We start from the raw sequence: 17,510 nt of genomic DNA on the forward strand, positions 1-17,510 counted from the left end.
TTGCGGCGGTGGGCTCGTGAACCGGAGAAGCATCCGTGGCTTCCTCGGCCGAAGAAGATCGGAAAGGGTTTCCGTTGGGATCTAGACGCTTTGGACGCAGCACTGGAGGGCCTAGAGGACTGAATATCGGGGGGCGGTCGTGACTCGCGGCCGCCCTGCTCGCCCCCTGGGCGTCGCCGGGAAACCGATGCTTACCGTGTTGTCGCCTGGCCGCTGGTCCGCACGGGTTCTCGTGCGCGACGCTTCGGGGAAACGTCGCGACCTCGCCCGCATCTCACCCTTCAAAGTGGACGCGCGGGGCCGACCGGTGCCAGACCGCACCGGACAACGCGCGCTAGATGCCGTGCTGGCCGCTGCATCCGCCATCCGTATCGACCTGGGTGGCGAGCTGTCAGCATCGACAAAGGTTCGGCAACTGTGGGTCATCTACCGAAAGCACCTGGTAGAGCAGGATCGCGCGGGTAACACACTCGACCGGTACGACGACGTGGCGGAAATGTTCAACACCGCGTTTGGCGGGCGCGGCCTCCTGGAGGTCAGGACCTCCGCAGTTGAGGCGTTCTTGGCGGAGGTCGGCCACGCCAAGGGACCCGGCACGATGCGAATAGCGCGCAACGTCTTGTCCGGCATGTTCCGCTACGCGGTGCGCAAGGATGCGATGCCGGTCAATCCGGTCCGTGAGTCACAGATGCCCAAGAACATCGAGGCCAAGGGGCGCACCGGGGGCGCGGGCGACCTGAGCGTTGAGGATCTGCGGTTCATCCTGGCGGCGGTGCGCACATCCGCCCTCCCTTGCCCGCGCAAACTGTCAAAGGCCGAACGGAATCGCGCAAAACCGGTCAAGGCTTACACACCGCCTACCGTGGCCGAGTACTGCGAAAGCGCCGACCTGGCCGACCTTGTGACCTTGTTAGCCGGGTCGGCTCTTCGTCGTTCACAGGTCCTGGGCTTGCTGTGGTCTGACATCGACATTGACGGCCGAACACTGCGCACGACCGGGAAGATTGTGCGCCTTCCCGGGCAGGGTCTGGTCCGGGAAGAGAACGCCACCGCTGCGGACTCGAAGAACCGTGGCGGCAAGATCGCCTTGCCGCCCTTCGCGGTGGAGATGCTCAAACGGCGCAAAGCAGTCCTTGCAGCTCGCCGGTTGGCTTCACCGCCTGATCCTGATGCCGACACATTGGATCTGGTGTTTCCGTCGGCGGTGTGGACGATGCGAGATCCTCAGAATGTCGGGGCCGAGTGGAGAAGGGTCCGGGAGGCGCTCGGCATTCCGGATGACATCGTTCCGCACAGCTTCCGCCACGCGGTCGCGACCATCCTCGACGATGCCGGGCTGTCCGCTCGTGTCACCGCTGACGTGCTCGGGCATGTCGATCCGGCGATGACGCAACGGCACTACATGGCACGTGGGCGAACTCACGAAGCGGCTGCCGATGTGCTTCATCGCGCGGTGTCTGGCGACGACATTTAGTTGGGAATTAGTTGGGAAAACAGGTCAGAGCGGGCACCGGGTTCTTTCCCGATACCCGCCCTGACCTGGCGTTATGGAGCCGCCTGGGGGAATCGAACCCCCGACCTTTTCATTACGAGTGAAGCGCTCTACCGACTGAGCTAAGGCGGCGTGCCGTCAGGCGACGCGAGTCTATCGCGGGAATGGGCAGAACGCGAAAACGGGTGGTCAGGTGGACCGGGCGGCGATCAGGGTGGCGACCATGGCGGCGACGGCGAAGCGGGGTTTCACGTTGAGGTCCAGCGCTTCCCGGCATTCCAGGACGGCGTCGATGCTGCGGAGCAGGCCCTCGGGGCGGACATTGGACGCGAGTTCGGTGATCTCGTCGGCCATGTCGGGGTGGGTGAGGGTGATGGTGGCGCCGCGGCCGGCGAAGCGCATCGCGAGGGCGTCGCGGTACATGCCTGCGACGTCGATGAGGGCGCGGTCGAGCGCGTCGCGGCCGGTGCGGGTGGCGCGGGACTTCTGGCGGCGTTCGAGGTCTTTGAGCACTCCCGCCGAGCCGCGGGTGGCCGAAGCCGCGCCCTTGCCGGTGCCGCCTGCGCCGAGGGCGGTGGCGAGTTCGTCGCGTTCGCGGTCGTCGCGTTCGGCGCTCATCAGTTTGGCTTCGTCGTCGGCGGATTTCACCAGTTCGTCGGCGGCGGCGTAGGCGGCACCGGGCCGTTCCGTCGCGCTGACCAGGGCGAGTGCGCGCTGACGTCGCTTGCGCGCGTCCTCGTCGGTGGCCAGGCGACGCGCGCGGCCGACGTGGCCGCCGCTCACCGCGGCCGCCCAGTCGGCGGTTTTCGGGTCGAGCTGGTCGCGCTCGCGCAGCACCTGCGCGATGGCGGGGACGGTGGGTGTCACCAGGTGCACGTGCCTGCACCTGGAACGCAGAGTGACGGAGATGTCTTCGGGGTCGACCGTCGGCGCGCACAGCAGGAACACGGTGCGGTCCGGCGGCTCCTCGACCACCTTGAGCAGGGCGTTGGCCGCGCCCTCGGTGAGCCGGTCGGCGTCCTCGACCACCACGATCTGCCAGCGGCCGGTACTCGGCCGCCGGGAAGCGATCTGCACGATCGCGCGCATTTCCTTGGTGCTGATGCTCAGCCCCTCGGGGATGATGCGGCGCACGTCGCCGTGCGTACCGGCCATCGTGGTGGTGCAGGCGTGGCACCGACCGCAGCCGACGATGTCGGGGTCGGTGCATTGCAGGGCGGCGGCGAAGCAGAGCGCGGCGACCGACCGGCCGGAACCGGGTGGACCTGTGAACAGCCACGAATGCGTCATCGCCCCGGTGACGACGCCGGCCCGCGCCGCCGTGGCGGCAGCGGTCAGCTCGGTCTCGACCACGTCCTGGCCGACCAGTCGATCGAAGACACCTGCCACGGGAGACACCCTAGCCGCGCACTACGACAGCCTTGTCTGACGGGTTGGGCCTCCGACCCGGGCGATGTACTCACCCGGCTGCCCCGACGCCTACGCGCTCGACGAGCCGCGCCGCCACCACCCGACAGATCCCATCGGCCACCGCGGCGAAAGTTCACTATCCCGCCGATCGGTCGAAATCCGGACCATCGGAGCCTTCAGTGAATGCTCAGCGCATGCCGACGAGGCCGGTCGTCAGTCCTCGTCGCCGCCAACGCTTTTCGCTGCTGCCTTCTTCGCCGGAGCCTTCTTGGCCGGAGCCTTCTTCGCGGCGGTCTTCTTGGCAGCCGTCTTCGTGGCCGTCTTGGTCGCCGTCGACTTGGCCGCCGTCTTCTTCGCCGGCGCCTTCTTGGCCGCCTTCTTCGCGGGCGTCTTCTTGGCCGCCTTCTTCACCGGCCCACGTGCCCGGCGATCGGCCAGCAGCTCGGAGGCACGCTCGTCGGTGATCGACTCGACCTCGTCGCCCTTCCGCAGGCTCGCGTTGGTCTCACCGTCGGTGACGTACGGACCGAACCGGCCGTCCTTGATCACCATCGGCTTGTTCGTGGCCGAGTCGTTGCCCAGCTCGCGCAGCGGAGCCGCGCTGGCCGCCTGCCGCCCACGCCGCTTCGGCTCGGCGTAGAGCTTGAGCGCCTCGTCGAGGGTGACGGTGAACAACTGGTCCTCGGTCGCCAGCGACCGGGAGTCGGTGCCCTTCTTCAGGTACGGGCCGTAGCGGCCGTTCTGCGCGGTGATCTCCTCGCCCGAGGCCGGGTCGTTGCCGACCACGCGGGGCAGCGACAGCAGCTTGAGCGCGTCGTCGAGGGTGATCGTCGCCAGATCCATCGACTTGAACAGCGACCCGGTGCGCGGCTTGACCTCGGCCGCCTTCTTGGTCGTCTTCTTCGCGGGCGGCGCGGCCGGGTCGGGCGCGGGTGGCTCGGGCAGGATCTCGGTGACGTACGGGCCGAAACGTCCTTCCTTGGCGACGATTTCGTGCCCCGACACCGGATCGACGCCGAGCGCACGACCCTCCTGCGGCGTCGAGAACAGCTTCTCGGCGACCTCCGGCGTCAGCTCGTCCGGCGGCAGATCGTCGGGCAGGTTCGCCCGCTGCGACACCGGATCACCGTCCGGGTCATCGGGATTGACGACCATTCGCTCCAGGTACGGACCGAACCGGCCGACGCGGACCACGACATCGCGGCCCTCCTCGTCGACGAACATCTTGATCGAGTTCACTTCGCGGGCATCGATGTCGTCGAGCTGCTCGCCGACCATCTTCTTGAGGCCACCCGAGCGCGCCACCGAGCCCTCGGCGCCGTGATCGCCACCGAAGTAGAAGCTGGACAACCAGTTTCCGCGCTGCTCGCGTCCGCCCGCGATCGCGTCGAGGTCGTCCTCCATCGCGGCGGTGAAGTCGAAGTCGACCAGCCTGCCGAAGTACGCCTCGAGCAGACCGACCACCGCGAACGCCACCCACGACGGCACCAGCGCGCTACCGCGCTTGTAGACGTACCCGCGATCGAGAATCGTCTTGATGATCGACGAGTACGTCGACGGGCGGCCGATGCCGAGCTCTTCGAGCGTCTTGATCAGCGAGGCTTCGGTATAGCGCGCGGGTGGATTCGTGCTGTGTCCGTCCGGAGTCAGCTCGACGGCGGTGACGCCCTGTCCCTCTTCCAGTGCGGGCAAACGGGATTCGGCGTCGTCGGACTGACCGCCCGCTTCCTCGTCGACACTCTCGACGTAGGCCTTGAGGAAGCCCGGGAAGGTGATCGTGCGACCCGAGGAGGAGAACACGCACTCCTCGCCGGTCCGCGCGGTGCCGGTGATGCGCAGGGTCAGTGTGGTGCCACGCGCGTCGGCCATCTGCGAGGCGACGGTGCGCTGCCAGATCAGCTCGTAGAGCCGGAACTCGTCCTGGTCGACCTTGGCGGCCAGCTGACCGGGAGTGATGAAGGTGTCGCCCGACGGACGGATCGCCTCGTGTGCTTCCTGCGCGTTCTTGACCTTGCGCGTGTACTGCCGCGGCGTCGGCGAAACATACTCCGCGCCGTAGAGCTGCGTGGCCTGCGAACGCGCGGCGGCGATGGCCGACTCCGACAGCGTGGTCGAGTCGGTTCGCATGTAGGTGATGTAGCCGTTTTCGTACAGCCGCTGGGCGACCCGCATCGTGCGCTCGGAGGTGAAGCGCAGCTTGCGGCCCGCCTCCTGCTGCAGCGTCGAGGTCATGAACGGCGGATACGGCTTGCGCGAGTACGGCTTGGCCTCGGCGGAGGAGACCACCAGGTCGGCGCCGTCGAGCGCCTCGGCCAGCCTGCGGGCATAGGCCTCGTCCAGCACGACGACACCGGAGGCCGACTTGAGCTGACCGTCGGAGCCGAAGTCACGGCCGGACGCGACCCGGTCGCCCTGGACCTGGACCAGGCGCGCGCCGAACGTGCGCGGGTTGGTCGAATCGGAGTTCTCGTCGACGCCCGCGTCGAGCTTGGCGGCGATGTCCCAGTACTCGGCGGAACGGAACGCCATGCGCTCGCGCTCGCGCTGCACGATGACACGGGTGGCGACGGACTGCACGCGGCCCGCCGACAGCCGCGGCATGACCTTCTTCCACAGCACCGGGCTGACTTCGTAGCCGTAGAGGCGGTCCAGGATGCGGCGGGTTTCCTGGGCGTCGACCAGATCGTTGTCGAGTTCGCGCGTGTCGGCGGCGGCCGCGAGGATGGCAGGCTCGGTGATCTCGTGGAAGACCATCCGGCGAACCGGGACCTTCGGCTTGAGCGTCTCGAGCAGATGCCAGGCGATCGCCTCGCCCTCGCGGTCGGGGTCGGTGGCGAGATAGAGCTCGTCGGCGTCGGCCAGCAGGCTCTTGAGCTCGGAGACCTTGGCCTTCTTGTCCGGGCTGACGACATAGATCGGCTCGAAGTCGTGATCGACGTCGACGCCGAGGCGCGCCCAGGACTGTCCCTTGTACTTGGCAGGCACGTCGGCGGCGCCACGCGGCAAGTCGCGGATATGACCCACCGACGCCTCGACCGTGTAGTTGCGGCCCAGGTACGGCGCGATCTTGCGGGCCTTCGTCGGGGATTCGACGATCACGAGACGACGCAGGGGACGCCCCTGGTCGGCTGAACTGCGGTCTCGTGTTGCCACCGGCGAACACCTTCCTTCTAGATCCGCGCGTCGGGAGGTCCGCTCGGTGCGCGGCTGGGGCAGACGGCGCGACGTTCGGACATCGCCACCAGTGACGTTTATACCCTGCGCACTTGGGTAGCTGCGTTCATGGCAGCCGGCGACGCGGGTTCGCAACCCTCTCGAGCAGCGAAGTTCCGGGCGACTCTACCCGGAAATGGCTCGTCCCCCACCTCCGCGCAGGAGATGGGGGACGGGCGTTGATTCGATTCGCAGCTCAGGAGAGCGCGCGAACGCCGGTGGCCTGCGGGCCCTTAGTGCCCTGGCCGACCTCGAACTCGACCTTCTGGTTCTCCTCGAGGGTACGGAAGCCCGTGCCCTGGATCTCCGAGTAGTGGACGAAGACGTCAGCGGAGCCGTCCTCGGGCGCGATGAAGCCGAACCCCTTCTCCGCGTTGAACCACTTCACAGTTCCCTGTGCCATTCTGTTCCTTCTCTTTCTTACCGGAACGGCGGACAACTGGGTTCGTCCACCGGGTCCGTTCCGACCGCTGTACTGTGGGTCCCCCTGCAAGGAAAGCCTGAGCACGGCGTTCGCAACATCGATCCTGCTGATGGTTGGACTTTCGATCCGTCCCTCGAACACAGAAGCTTGCGACCAGGACCCAGTGAACCATGTCTCCGAGCAATTCAACAGTCGAGTTACCGACAATTTGCAAAATTCTTGATCTTGCGAATGCGCAGGCGAGGGACCGATTGGGTGAATCCGTACTTTCAGTCTGTTTGCTTCACGATAACCGGGAGGGCTTCCAGCAAACATGCTGTGACCCAGGTCGCTATTGGGTTACGAAATCGCAGGTAGCGCTTGCCGCACACACACGTTTCACACTTCCGGCGTGTCGCGAGAGGGCTATGAGATGAATCCGACCGAGCGGACCGAGGTCCGATCGCCGGTAGCGAGCGAGAGCTACGGTCGATCGTTGCTGAATCGTGTCCTGACAGAGGCGGCCGCAGGCGGCAACCCGTTGACCCATGTCGCCGAGCTCCCCGCCCAGCGAGCGCGCACCACAGAGTGGCCGGCGTGGGTGCCATCGGAGCTGGTCACAGCCCTGGGCGCGACGGGGATCGAGCGACCGTGGGAGCACCAGACCTCGACGGCGGGCCTCGCGGTCGCCGGGACGCACGTCGTCGTGAGCACCGGGACCGCGTCCGGCAAATCCCTTGGCTACCAATTGCCGGTGCTCACCGCCCTGCACGAGGATCAGCGCGCGACCGCGCTGTACCTGTCCCCCACCAAGGCGCTCGGCGCCGATCAGTTGCGCGCCGTCGGCGGGCTGATCCACGACAATCCCCTGCGTGAGGCCCATCCGGCCACCTATGACGGCGACACTCCCGCCGAGGTCAGGCAGTGGGTGCGGGCAAATGCGCGCTGGATATTCACCAATCCCGACATGCTGCACGTCGGGATGCTGCGGTCGCATCAGCGCTGGGCGCGGGTGCTGCGCAACCTTCGCTATGTGGTGGTCGACGAATGCCACTCCTACCGGGGAGTTTTCGGATCGCACGTCGCCCTCGTGCTGCGCAGGCTGCGCAGACTCGCCGCGTTCTACGGCGCCGACCCGGTGTTCATCCTCTGCTCGGCCACCAGCGCCGACCCCGCGGCCTCGGCGAGCAGGCTGATCGGCGCACCGGTCACCGCGGTCACCGCGGACGCGTCACCCCGCGGCGCAAGGACCGTCGCGCTGTGGGAGCCGCCGCTGAGCGCGGTGCTGACCGGGGAGAACGGCGCGCCCGTCCGCCGCACCGCGACCGGGGAGGCGGCCAAGATCATGGCCGGTCTGGTGGCCGAGGGTGCACGCACGCTGACCTTCGTCCGCTCCCGGCGCGGGGCCGAACTGATCGCGCTCGATGCCCGCCGCGTGCTCGCCGAAAGAGCACCTGAGCTGCAGGAACGGGTTGCCGCCTACCGCGCGGGGTACCTGGCGGAGGACCGCAGGGAGCTCGAACAGTCGCTGTCGGAGGGCACGCTGCTCGGCGCGGCCAGCACCAATGCCCTCGAACTCGGCGTCGACATCGCCGGTCTCGACGCCGTGGTCATCGCCGGTTTCCCTGGCACGGTCGCGTCCTTCTGGCAGCAGGCCGGGCGTGCGGGCAGACGGCTACAGGGCGCGCTCGTCGTGCTGGTGGCGACCGACGATCCGCTCGACACCTACCTGGTGCACCACCCCGCCGCGCTGCTCGACCGGCCGATCGAGGCCACCATCACCGACCCCTACAACCCCTATGTGCTGGGGCCGCAGCTGCTCTGCGCCGCCATGGAACTGCCGCTCACCGACGACGAGGTGAGCGAGCTCCGGGCCGGCGAAGTACTCGCCGACCTGGCCGGACAAGGCCTGATCCGGCGCAGGCCGGGCACGCGCGGTGCACCCGCACGCTGGCACGTCACCGCCCACACCCATCCCCACGACGCCGTCGACGTGCGTGGCGAGCTCGGAACGCCGGTCGCCATCGTCGACGCCGAATCCGGACGGCTGCTCGGCACAGCCGACGCGGGCCGGGCGCCCGCCACCCTGCACGAAGGAGCCGTGCACCTGCATCAGGGCGAGACCTATCTGGTCGACGAACTCGACCTCGACGGCGGCGTCGCCTTCGTCAACGAGGTGGACCCCGGCTTCACCACCAGCGCCCGTCAGGTCACTTCGATCACCATCGAAGCGGTGACCGAAGAGCGCGTCTTCGGGGCCGTCACCACCGCATCCGCGCAGGTCGCGGTCACCAACCAGGTCGTCGGCTACCTGCGCACCCTGGTCACCGGCGAGGTGCTCGACCAGGTCGAACTCGACCTGCCCGCCCAGACCCTGCACACCAAGGCCGTCCTCTACACCGTCACGCCCCGGCTGCTCGCCGCCGCGGGAATCTCCGAAGACGAGCTCCCCGGTGCTCTACATGCCGCCGAACACGCCGCGATCGGCATGCTGCCCCTGGTCGCCGGGTGCGACCGCTGGGACATCGGCGGCGTCTCCATCGCCGAGCATCCCGACACCGGCGCGCCGACCGTGTTCGTCTACGACGGCCAGCCAGGAGGCGCTGGGTTCGCCGAGCGCGGTTTCGCCCAGCTCGTGGAATGGCTGGCTGCCACTCTCAGCGTCATCCGCAGCTGTGGGTGCCAGGACGGCTGTCCCTCGTGCGTGCAGTCACCCAAGTGCGGAAACGGGAACAACCCCCTGGACAAGGACGCCGCAGGCCGGCTTCTGGTCGCCGTTCTGGGCGAGTTGCGTGCCCAGCCGAGCCCGGCGCCTGTTCCGTGATGCCGCAGCGGCGGTGACGTGTCCGGCGCTACACCTCACTGCGAGAATGCTGGTCGCTCGACCATATTTGCGTTGACCAGCACCGACGGGTCCGCGACCGGCTGGCCCGTGAATAAAAAGGACGACTCTTCTGTTAACTGACTCATTGCCAACGGGGCATACGAGTTGGCCACATCATTCTTTTCATTTAGTTCTCTCCTCCTAAAACAATGTTCAAGGAAATTCGGAGAATGAGTTCCAATGAATTCCGTATTAGTTCGGCGCGGAACATCCACCGACCAGTGATAACACTTCTGCGTCACGCACTATCCGCCACCGGGCCCGCGCGAGCAGCAGCGGAGACAGTGCGCACACCGAACACTCCGAATGACGCATTCGCCTCCACCGCGACCACGACGTCCCACTGCGCCACCGTGCACCGTCGCACCCGCTCGCCCATCCGCCGCGCGACCTCCACGGCCTCGGCGCACGCCGCCTCCGCCCCTTCGGCCAACACACTCGCGGCGCCAAGCGCGCCGAGGTCGGCCGCGGCCTGTGCCCGATGCCGGGCGACCACGACGACACCCATCTGCCCGATCACCATGGTCAGCGCGATCAGCCCGGCCAACGCCAAGCACGCGAACGCCGTCGCACCGCCTGCGTCCCGGGCGAGCCGCCGCGCCACCGAGCCGATCATCGACCGACCCCGGGCTCGGCGATCGCGACCGCCTCGGCACGCAACCTGAGTCCGGGAAGCAGCGGTGTGCCCGCGGCGACGGCGGCCACCACCCGATCGCCCTCGCTGCGAACATCGACCACTGCGCCGGGTGGCGCGATGGTCTTGGCCGCTGCCACCGCGTGCGCGGTGTCGCCCCGAGCGGCCAACCGGGCCGCCTCGCGAGCCGCGTCGACACAGCGCACCTGGGTCGACGCGGCCAGCAGCGCACCGATGCACAGCACCACCGCACATACCAGTGCGGCGAGGGCGATGGCGGCCTCGACCGTCACCGCACCCGCGTCGTCAGCGAGACTCCCTGCGCCGCACAGCTTTACACGCTCGTGTTGAGTGCCTTGTCGATGATCTGGGTCAGCGCGTTGACAATGCTGTCGCCCGTCACCACCCCGTAGAGCACCGCACCGAACGCCGCGGCCGCGATGGTGCCGATCGCGTACTCCGCGGTGGACATGCCGTCGTCGTCGATCAGCAAGCGCGTGATCCGCGTCTTCGCCCCTATATATACGGCGCGTACGAACGTCATCGTGATCCCCTCTCCTTCCACACCACGCGGCCGATCCGCGCGGTGACGATTCGCCTGCCTCGCCGAGGCCGGTCACAGCAGTCCGCCGTCGCCGAGGACCCGATCCGCCAGGCCGATCACGACCGGGACGATGCCGAGGCACACGAAGGCGGGCAGGAAGCACAGGCCGAGTGGCCCACCGATCAGCACGCCGGCGCGTTCGGCGCGCGCGACGGCCGCGTCTTCCACTGCTTCCCGACGCTGGTCCGCCAGTTCGCCGACGGCCGCGGCCAATGAGGAACCCGAGCGGGCAGAGCGCCGCGCCATCCTGGCCAGCGACTCGATCTCCTCGGCGCCCGCCGACCCGACCGCATCCGCCGCGGCACGCTCCCACGCCGTCGCCGCGTCAGCGCCGAGCGCCAGCAGATCGGCGGCCCGCAGCAGCGAGGCCCGCAACATCGGCGGCGCCGTCCCCGCACTTGCCCGCGCGGCCGCGGCCATCGGCAGCCCAGCCCGCAGACAAGCGGCCAGCAGATCGAACGCCGATGCCGACCCGAGCGGATCCGCCTTCGCCGACCCACTCCCTGCCTTCGCCGTGGCCGTCGGCGACCGGCCCAGCGCCCGCATCCGCCGACTCACCGCGACGCGCCCGGGCAGTAGCACCACAGCTATGGCCGCGACCAGCAGCGCGAAAGGTGACGACGTACTCACCATGTTCTGCACAGCAATCCCTCCCCATGACGTTTCGACCAATCCAGATCTTCGACCCCGGCGCCGGTCTCGCTGGCGCGCAGTGCATTGCGGTCTAGACCGCCGATCGGAAGCGTCCTCACCGACCGAAGACGCGAAACACTTCGTCACCAACCCGTACGGCCCCTATGAGCGCGCGTGTTCCGCTCCGGCGCTCTGGCCTATGCCCCTGGGGCCTGGACTTCTTGTGCCGCACCGATGTTCAGCTGGAGCGGCCTAGGTATCGAGCAGCCCGGCGATGTCGCTGCCTCGGCCTGTCTCCGCCTGCTCACCCGTATCTTCGCGGTCAGTAGTTGGCGGAGCCTCTGCCCTCCCGGAAGCGCCTCGAGGGCGTCGCCATCCCCGATCACCGCCCTGCGATAGGCATCGCGTCACACACCAGAATGCGAAATGCCTGCCGCAGCGCCGTCGGCCAGCCGATCGCAGCTACAGCTCGGCCGTGTGTGCCGTCTCGGCGCCTGTCCCATAGGTTGCGCACAGCATGGCCGGCAGCGTGCAGGCCGGGGCGCACCAGCCGATCGCAGCCACAGCTCGACCGTGTGTCCCGTCTCGACCCTGTCCCACCGGGGGTTGTGCACAGCATGGCCGGCAGCGTGCAGGCCGGGGCGCACCAGCCGATCGCAGCCAAAGCTCGACCGTGTGTCCCGTCTTTACCCTGTCCCACCGGGGTTGTGCACAGCCTGGCCGACAACGTGCAGGCCTGGGCGGAATCGAACGCCCACCGGTTCAGGCCGTTCCGCGGCGGGTGATCACATCTGTCCACAGCAGTCCACAGCAGGCGAGGGCCGCGCCGAGCGGTAGGAGAAGTTCGCCGGCGGGTGAGCCGAAGAGCACTGACAGGGGAGCTGCGCCCATGAGCTGGCCGAGGCCGATGCCTACCAGTGGGAGACCGGCCAAGACGGTGGCCGAGGCGCGGGCTCCCGCGAGAGCGGCTTCGGTTCGGTCGCGGAAGCGGATGCGGCCCAGTAGGTCGGTGCGGGCCGCGGCCAGCAGCTCGGCCAGGGCGAGGCCGTGTTCTTCGGCCACCCGCCAGGCGACGGCGATCCTCGACAACTCCTCGGCGACAATCGAATCCGGGTGGAGCCAGCCGTCGGCACCGGAACCCCCGAGCCTGCTGCGGCCCGCGCTGATCCCGAGTACCCGCGCCGCCTCTCCCCGCGACTCGGCTGCCGCGGCCTCCGCCGCCGCGCTCGGATGCGCACCCACCCGCAGTTCGCCGATGACGGCCTCGAGCCCGGCCAACAGGTGACCGCACTCCGCTCGACGGGCCCGCTCACCACGACAGCGCCGATTCCGCACCGCGACGGTGACGCCCACCATGAGCGCCGCCAGTCCCGTCCCGATCCCGAACGCGAAGGCCGTGCACGCCAGTCCGATTCCCGCACACCACTCCACAGGCATCCGCCTCGCCGCACCCACACCGCCCGCACCGAACAGCCGCCGAAAGCGCCGCCGATCGCCCGCAGCGGGAAGCATCAGCACCGCCACCGCGCAACAGAGCAGTCCGATCTCCATCGCCACCCCCGTGCCGTCTAGTAGTGGTGTGTCTCAGAATGTTTCGCGCTGATTCTGGAGCGGCTGTCGATGCGGGAGTCGGTACCACTGTCCGTGGACGGGAACCCGTCGGTGCCGCGGTCAGGACCGATTCCGCCACGAGCGCAAGGTCACTGGGTAGCGCCGCATCCACAGCAGCGAACGCCACATCGAAACCGGAACCCCCTGTACGATCTGGCGCGTCGCCCGCCGTGCCGAAGAACGACACCGGCACCGCGCTGCTGAACGGCGCCTCCCCGCCTCGCGAGCTCCCCTCGGCGAGCACCACAGTGCAAGCGCACTCGCTCGATCCCACCCATGACGATTGCCTTCGTCTGCCGCCCGACCGTCGACCATCGCTCGCCAACCTTGATCGCAGTCGCGCCCCGGTCGCCACCCGAACCACCCGTGCCAACCAGCTGCGCAGCCGAACCGATCGAATCCCACCCGCACCCGCACCGGCACCGGCACCGGCACCGGCACCTGCACCTGCACCTGCACCTGCACCTGCACCTGCACCGGGCGATCCTGCCACTGTGCGGATCTGAGCCGTGCGCCCGTAACCGCCCTGCGGCGACGCGCCGTCTCCGCCGCCCGGCATCACTCCGGTACCCACGGCAGGCTGCGCTGCCGGTGCACGGTTCCGCGTCGTGTACCGGTCGCCCGCCCGCGGTGACTCGCCATCTCGGCTGATCGGCCACACGCAAGCAGCCCGGTCACGCGACCCAGCGCCGAGGCTCCGCGCAAGGCCCCTGTCACCTAGTTGCGTGGACGCACGATTTCCGCCGACCGGCCATACACCGGCACCCCCGCGCGATACTGCCTGTGTGCGGCTCTTCGACGAGCCTCGAGCGTCGGCCTGCGGGAATGCACCCTCTCCGCGGATCGGCCATGCGCCTGCACCTGTTATTTTCATCCGAGTCGCACCTCGATCAGTCGCTCCAGCTCGGTGGCGCCGGGGGTGGGTAGGTCGTCGGAGCGCCAGGCGGGGGTGATCCGGATGCCGGCACCGTCGCGTTCGAGGAGGCCGATCTCGCGGAGGCCGCGGGTGCCGTCGGCTCGGCGGTGGACGTGGAGGACCACTTGGACGGCGGCGGCGAGTTGGCTGTGCAGGGCGGCACGGTCCATGCCGCCGAGGGCGGCGAGGGCTTCGAGGCGGGCGGGGACTTCCTGGGGGCAGTTGGCGTGGACGGTGCCCGCGCCGCCGTCGTGGCCGGTGTTGAGGGCGGTGAGCAGGTCGACGACCTCGGCGCCGCGGACCTCGCCGACGACGATGCGGTCGGGACGCATGCGCAGTGCCTGGCGGACCAGGTCGCGCACGGTGACCGCGCCGACGCCCTCGACGTTGGCGGTGCGTGCGACCAGCCGCACCACATGGGGATGAACGGGGGCGAGTTCGGCCGCGTCCTCGACGCAGATGATCCGTTCGGCCGGGTCTACGGCGGCGAGGAGCGCGGACAGCAGGGTGGTCTTGCCTGCGCCGGTACCACCGACGACGAGGAAGGCCAGCCGGGCGCGGACTATGTCGGTCAGCAGTCGGAGTGCCGCGGGAGGCACCGAACCGGCGGCGGCCAAGGCGATCAGGCCCTGGGTGGCCGGGCGAAGCACGCGCAGGGACAGGCAGGTCCCGTCGTGGGCGACCGGCGCGAGGACCGCGTGCAGGCGGACACCGAACGCATCGCCAAGTGTGGCCTCGGTGCCGATGAGCTTGCCGTCGACCCAGGGTTGGGCGTCGTCGAGCCTGCGTCCGGCGGCGAGAGCGAGTCGCTGGGCGAGCCTGCGGACCGCGGCCTCGTCGGCGAAGCGGACGTCGGTCTGTTCGAGGCCGTGACCACGGTCGATCCACACCGAGTCGGGGCCGGTGACGAGCACATCGGCGACCGCGGGATCGTGCAGTAGCGGCTCGAGCAGACCCGCCCCGGTCATCTCGGTCTGCAGCAGGCGCAGCGCCCGCAGCAGGTCGGTGTCGGCGAGCACGCCACCGGCTTCGGCCCGGATCGCGGCGGCCAGCTGCGCCGCATCGGGCACGCCCGCGTGCTCGGCGAGCCGTTCGCGGACCCGTTCGAGCAGGTCGACGGTGACGAACGTGGTCATCGCGCACCCACCATCGACAGCACCGCGTCGGCCGCGTCGCGCAGCGGCCCGCGCCTGCGGACGCTCAGCCCACCGCGTTCGAGTCGCGCCGCCAGCCCTGACTGCCCGCGCACCGCGGCCAACAGCGGCAGCCCGAGCACCTCGGCCACTTCCGCACCACGCAACCCGCCCGGCGCCGGGCCGCGAACAACCAGGCCCCGGTTGGGATTTCGCTCACCGAGATAGGCCGCCACCACCTCGGCGGCAGCGACAGCGCGCAGCCGGGCGGGGACGACCAGGACAACGAGATCAGCGGCGTCGACCATCGCATCGGCCGCGGGGCCGCGCTCCGCGGACACATCGCAGACGACCAGATCGCCTGCCGCCCTGCCGGATTCGATGACAGCACGGACAGCGGCGGGCGTCAGCTCGGCAGGTGATCGCCCCGCGCCGTGCCGCCCACAGGACAACACCGCGAGCCCGGCCGCCGCAGCGGGCAGTGCGTTGTGCAGTGCCGTCGCGGAAACCCGGCCGTCCTCGATGACCAGGTCCGGCCAGCGCAGCCCGGGGACATCCTCCATCCCGAGCACCAGGTCGATTCCACCGTCGAGCGGCGCACCGTCGATGAGCACGGTGTCGGGTCTCGACCGCCGCGCAGCCGCACGTAAGGCGATGGCGGCGGCGAGTGTCGACGCGCCGGCACCACCGCCCGCGCCCGCGACCGCGACGACCACGCCCTCCCCCGTCCGGGATTCGGCGTGCTCGGCGAACTGCTCGACCAGTTCGACCGCACAGGCAGGCAGCGCGACGACCCGCTCGGCGCCGACCGCGGTGGCAGCCTGCCAGTCGGGCACCGCGGGTTCCCCCTCGGTGACGAGCACGATCCCCGGACGCCGCGGACAGCCCTCCGCGGCCGCCGCCGTAGCGGCCGCCGTGTCGAGGATCACCATGCCCGCGCCCGACCACGCGTGCCTGCCGACCGGCATGGCCCGCTCGTCGGTGGCGCGTTCGGCGGCCGCCGCGACCCGGCGCACTTCGGCGCGCAGGCGATGGTCGCCCACGAGTACCAGCGCGGGAGCCAGTCCGACAGCGGGTGGTGCGGCGAGGAGGTTCATGCAGCTCAGCGTGGAGGAATTGCGAGCGAGCGGAAAGACGGCGAAAGCCGATTGTGGATAACTCGGGGGTGTGGAGAACTTTCTCGACCTACCCGGAAATAGAGGACGGCCCCAGCCGGGGGGGAGGAGGCTGGGGCCGTCGGGTTCAGCCCCGGGGGGTCGGGCTGAACGCGCCTGGACCATGTCCAGGTGCCAGCAATACTACACCCATCCCCCGGCGCAGGCGCAAGTAGCGTTCGCCACCATCTTTCGGCGATTCGCGGCCTCCGGCGTCCCCGGGGCAAACCCCGCGGAGGGGCCAGGACGGCCGCCTCCTGCACTCCGCGCGAGGCGTGCCTATCCTGTTGACGTGACGGCCGAACGTGACCAGACTCCGCTTCCGGACACAAGACTCGCCCATTCGGGCCGAGCGCCGGTGCCCGGCGGACGCGTCGCGGCGTTCTTCGATCTCGACAAAACGGTGATCGCGAAGTCGAGCGCGTTCGTGTTCAGCAAACCGTTCTACGCACAGGGTCTGCTCAACCGTCGCGCCGTGCTGGAGAGCAGCTACGCGCACTTTTTGTTCCTGCTTTCGGGGGCCGATCATGACCAGATGGAACGAATGCGGGCAAACCTCGCCAACATGTGCGCCGGCTGGGATGTGGAGCAGGTGAAATCCATTGTGGCCGAGACGCTTCACGATCTCGTCGACCCGCTGATCTACGCCGAGGCCGCCGATCTGATCGCCGATCACAAGATCCGCGGACACGACGTGGTGATCGTCTCGGCGTCCGGCGAGGAGATCGTCACCCCGATAGCTGAGGTACTCGGCGCTTCGCACACCGAGGCGACCAGGATGGTCGTCGAGGACGGCAAGTACACCGGCGACATCGAGTTCTACTGCTACGGCGAAGGCAAGGTCGCCGCGATCGAAAAGCTGGCCGCGGCAGAGGGTTACGACCTGTCCAGGTGCTACGCGTACTCCGATTCGATCACCGACCTGCCGATGCTGAGCGCGGTCGGCCACCCGACGGCGGTCAACCCCGACCGCGCGCTGCGCAAGGAGGCCGTCGCGCGCGGCTGGCCGGTGCTCACCTTCTCCAATCCGGTGTCGCTGTGGTCGCGATTCCAGGCGCCGTCGAGCACCACCGTCGCGGCAACGGCGGCGGTCGGATTGAGCGCGATCATCGCGGGCGCGATCAGTTACCGACTGCTGCGGAAACGTCGCTGACCTGCGACGGAGAAGCACGAATCGCCAGGCGACACGCCGAAAACAGCCGTATCCGGTGATGCCTTCGAAACCCTTGATGTGAATGCCATCACAGTGTAAGAATGGAGTTACGGAAGGACGGAAGGCCAAGACGGAGCCGGAAGAGAAGGCTTCGCCTCCCATCCCACCCTTCCCAGCACGGACGCCAGGTACCCACGCGGAGCGCGCCGCGACAAGGGCAGCAGAGTTGTGGGCCTGCGAAATTCGGGCAGTCGTCGGCGAACGCCTCGC

The 17,510-nt window shown here is 68.9% G+C and carries 13 protein-coding genes and 1 tRNA gene; 3 read left to right on the forward strand and 11 right to left on the reverse strand.

Features of this window, described 5'->3' with window-relative positions; translation table 11 throughout:
• Positions 1 to 187: 187 nt before the first annotated feature.
• Positions 188 to 1,474: a site-specific integrase gene (locus tag ACWF9G_RS28570; RefSeq protein ID WP_452519073.1), complete on the forward strand. Its 1,287-nt coding sequence runs from the start codon at positions 188 to 190 to the stop codon at positions 1,472 to 1,474.
• Between the two features lie 74 nt (positions 1,475 to 1,548).
• Here ACWF9G_RS28570 and ACWF9G_RS28575 read toward each other — a convergent pair.
• From ACWF9G_RS28575 to ACWF9G_RS28590, 4 genes are all read right to left on the reverse strand, one after another.
• A tRNA-Thr gene (locus ACWF9G_RS28575) sits at positions 1,549 to 1,624 on the reverse strand.
• A gap of 57 nt (positions 1,625 to 1,681) precedes the next feature.
• A complete protein-coding gene (locus tag ACWF9G_RS28580; RefSeq protein ID WP_379308401.1) occupies positions 1,682 to 2,881 on the reverse strand; it encodes a DNA polymerase III subunit delta' in 1,200 nt (399 codons plus the stop codon).
• A 234-nt stretch (positions 2,882 to 3,115) separates the two neighbouring features.
• A complete protein-coding gene (topA, locus tag ACWF9G_RS28585; protein ID WP_452519076.1) occupies positions 3,116 to 6,055 on the reverse strand; it encodes a type I DNA topoisomerase in 2,940 nt (979 codons plus the stop codon).
• Between the two features lie 256 nt (positions 6,056 to 6,311).
• Complete coding sequence (locus ACWF9G_RS28590; RefSeq protein ID WP_019044597.1) at positions 6,312 to 6,518, reverse strand: cold-shock protein; 207 nt, start codon at positions 6,516 to 6,518, stop codon at positions 6,312 to 6,314.
• 433 nt (positions 6,519 to 6,951) lie between these two features.
• On the opposite strand from ACWF9G_RS28590, the gene ACWF9G_RS28595 reads away from it, so the two are divergent.
• Positions 6,952 to 9,342 (forward strand): DEAD/DEAH box helicase, encoded by a 2,391-nt coding sequence (locus tag ACWF9G_RS28595; protein ID WP_452519114.1) that lies wholly within the window; start codon positions 6,952 to 6,954, stop codon positions 9,340 to 9,342.
• Between the two features lie 298 nt (positions 9,343 to 9,640).
• Here the strand turns inward: ACWF9G_RS28595 and ACWF9G_RS28600 are convergent, their stop codons facing one another.
• The 7 genes from ACWF9G_RS28600 to ssd all read right to left on the reverse strand — a co-directional run bounded on the left by ACWF9G_RS28600 (position 9,641) and on the right by ssd (position 16,030).
• The gene (locus ACWF9G_RS28600) at positions 9,641 to 10,018 is read right to left on the reverse strand and encodes an Rv3654c family TadE-like protein (RefSeq protein ID WP_452519077.1); all 378 of its coding nucleotides are present in this window, start codon (positions 10,016 to 10,018) and stop codon (positions 9,641 to 9,643) included.
• Positions 10,015 to 10,329 (reverse strand): TadE family type IV pilus minor pilin, encoded by a 315-nt coding sequence (locus ACWF9G_RS28605; RefSeq protein WP_452519078.1) that lies wholly within the window; start codon positions 10,327 to 10,329, stop codon positions 10,015 to 10,017. Before ACWF9G_RS28605 ends, ACWF9G_RS28600 begins: the two co-directional genes overlap by 4 nt.
• 41 nt (positions 10,330 to 10,370) lie before the next feature.
• Positions 10,371 to 10,580, reverse strand: a complete 210-nt coding sequence (locus ACWF9G_RS28610) for a DUF4244 domain-containing protein (RefSeq protein WP_189031156.1) — start codon at positions 10,578 to 10,580, stop codon at positions 10,371 to 10,373.
• 72 nt (positions 10,581 to 10,652) lie between these two features.
• On the reverse strand, positions 10,653 to 11,273 hold the full coding sequence (locus ACWF9G_RS28615; protein ID WP_452519080.1) for a type II secretion system F family protein: 621 nt from the start codon (positions 11,271 to 11,273) through the stop codon (positions 10,653 to 10,655).
• 762 nt (positions 11,274 to 12,035) lie between these two features.
• On the reverse strand, positions 12,036 to 12,824 hold the full coding sequence (locus ACWF9G_RS28620; RefSeq protein WP_452519082.1) for a type II secretion system F family protein: 789 nt from the start codon (positions 12,822 to 12,824) through the stop codon (positions 12,036 to 12,038).
• 930 nt (positions 12,825 to 13,754) lie between these two features.
• Positions 13,755 to 14,936 (reverse strand): TadA family conjugal transfer-associated ATPase, encoded by a 1,182-nt coding sequence (locus ACWF9G_RS28625; RefSeq protein WP_452519084.1) that lies wholly within the window; start codon positions 14,934 to 14,936, stop codon positions 13,755 to 13,757.
• Positions 14,933 to 16,030: a septum site-determining protein Ssd gene (ssd, locus tag ACWF9G_RS28630; protein WP_452519086.1), complete on the reverse strand. Its 1,098-nt coding sequence runs from the start codon at positions 16,028 to 16,030 to the stop codon at positions 14,933 to 14,935. The genes ACWF9G_RS28625 and ssd overlap by 4 nt, the downstream gene beginning before the upstream one ends.
• Before the next feature lie 415 nt (positions 16,031 to 16,445).
• On the opposite strand from ssd, the gene ACWF9G_RS28635 reads away from it, so the two are divergent.
• Entirely contained in the window at positions 16,446 to 17,240 is a 795-nt protein-coding gene (locus tag ACWF9G_RS28635; RefSeq protein ID WP_379308426.1) for an HAD family hydrolase, read from the forward strand.
• Positions 17,241 to 17,510: the final 270 nt, after the last annotated feature.

The sequence above is a fragment of the Nocardia sp. NPDC055029 genome (genome assembly GCF_053608525.1).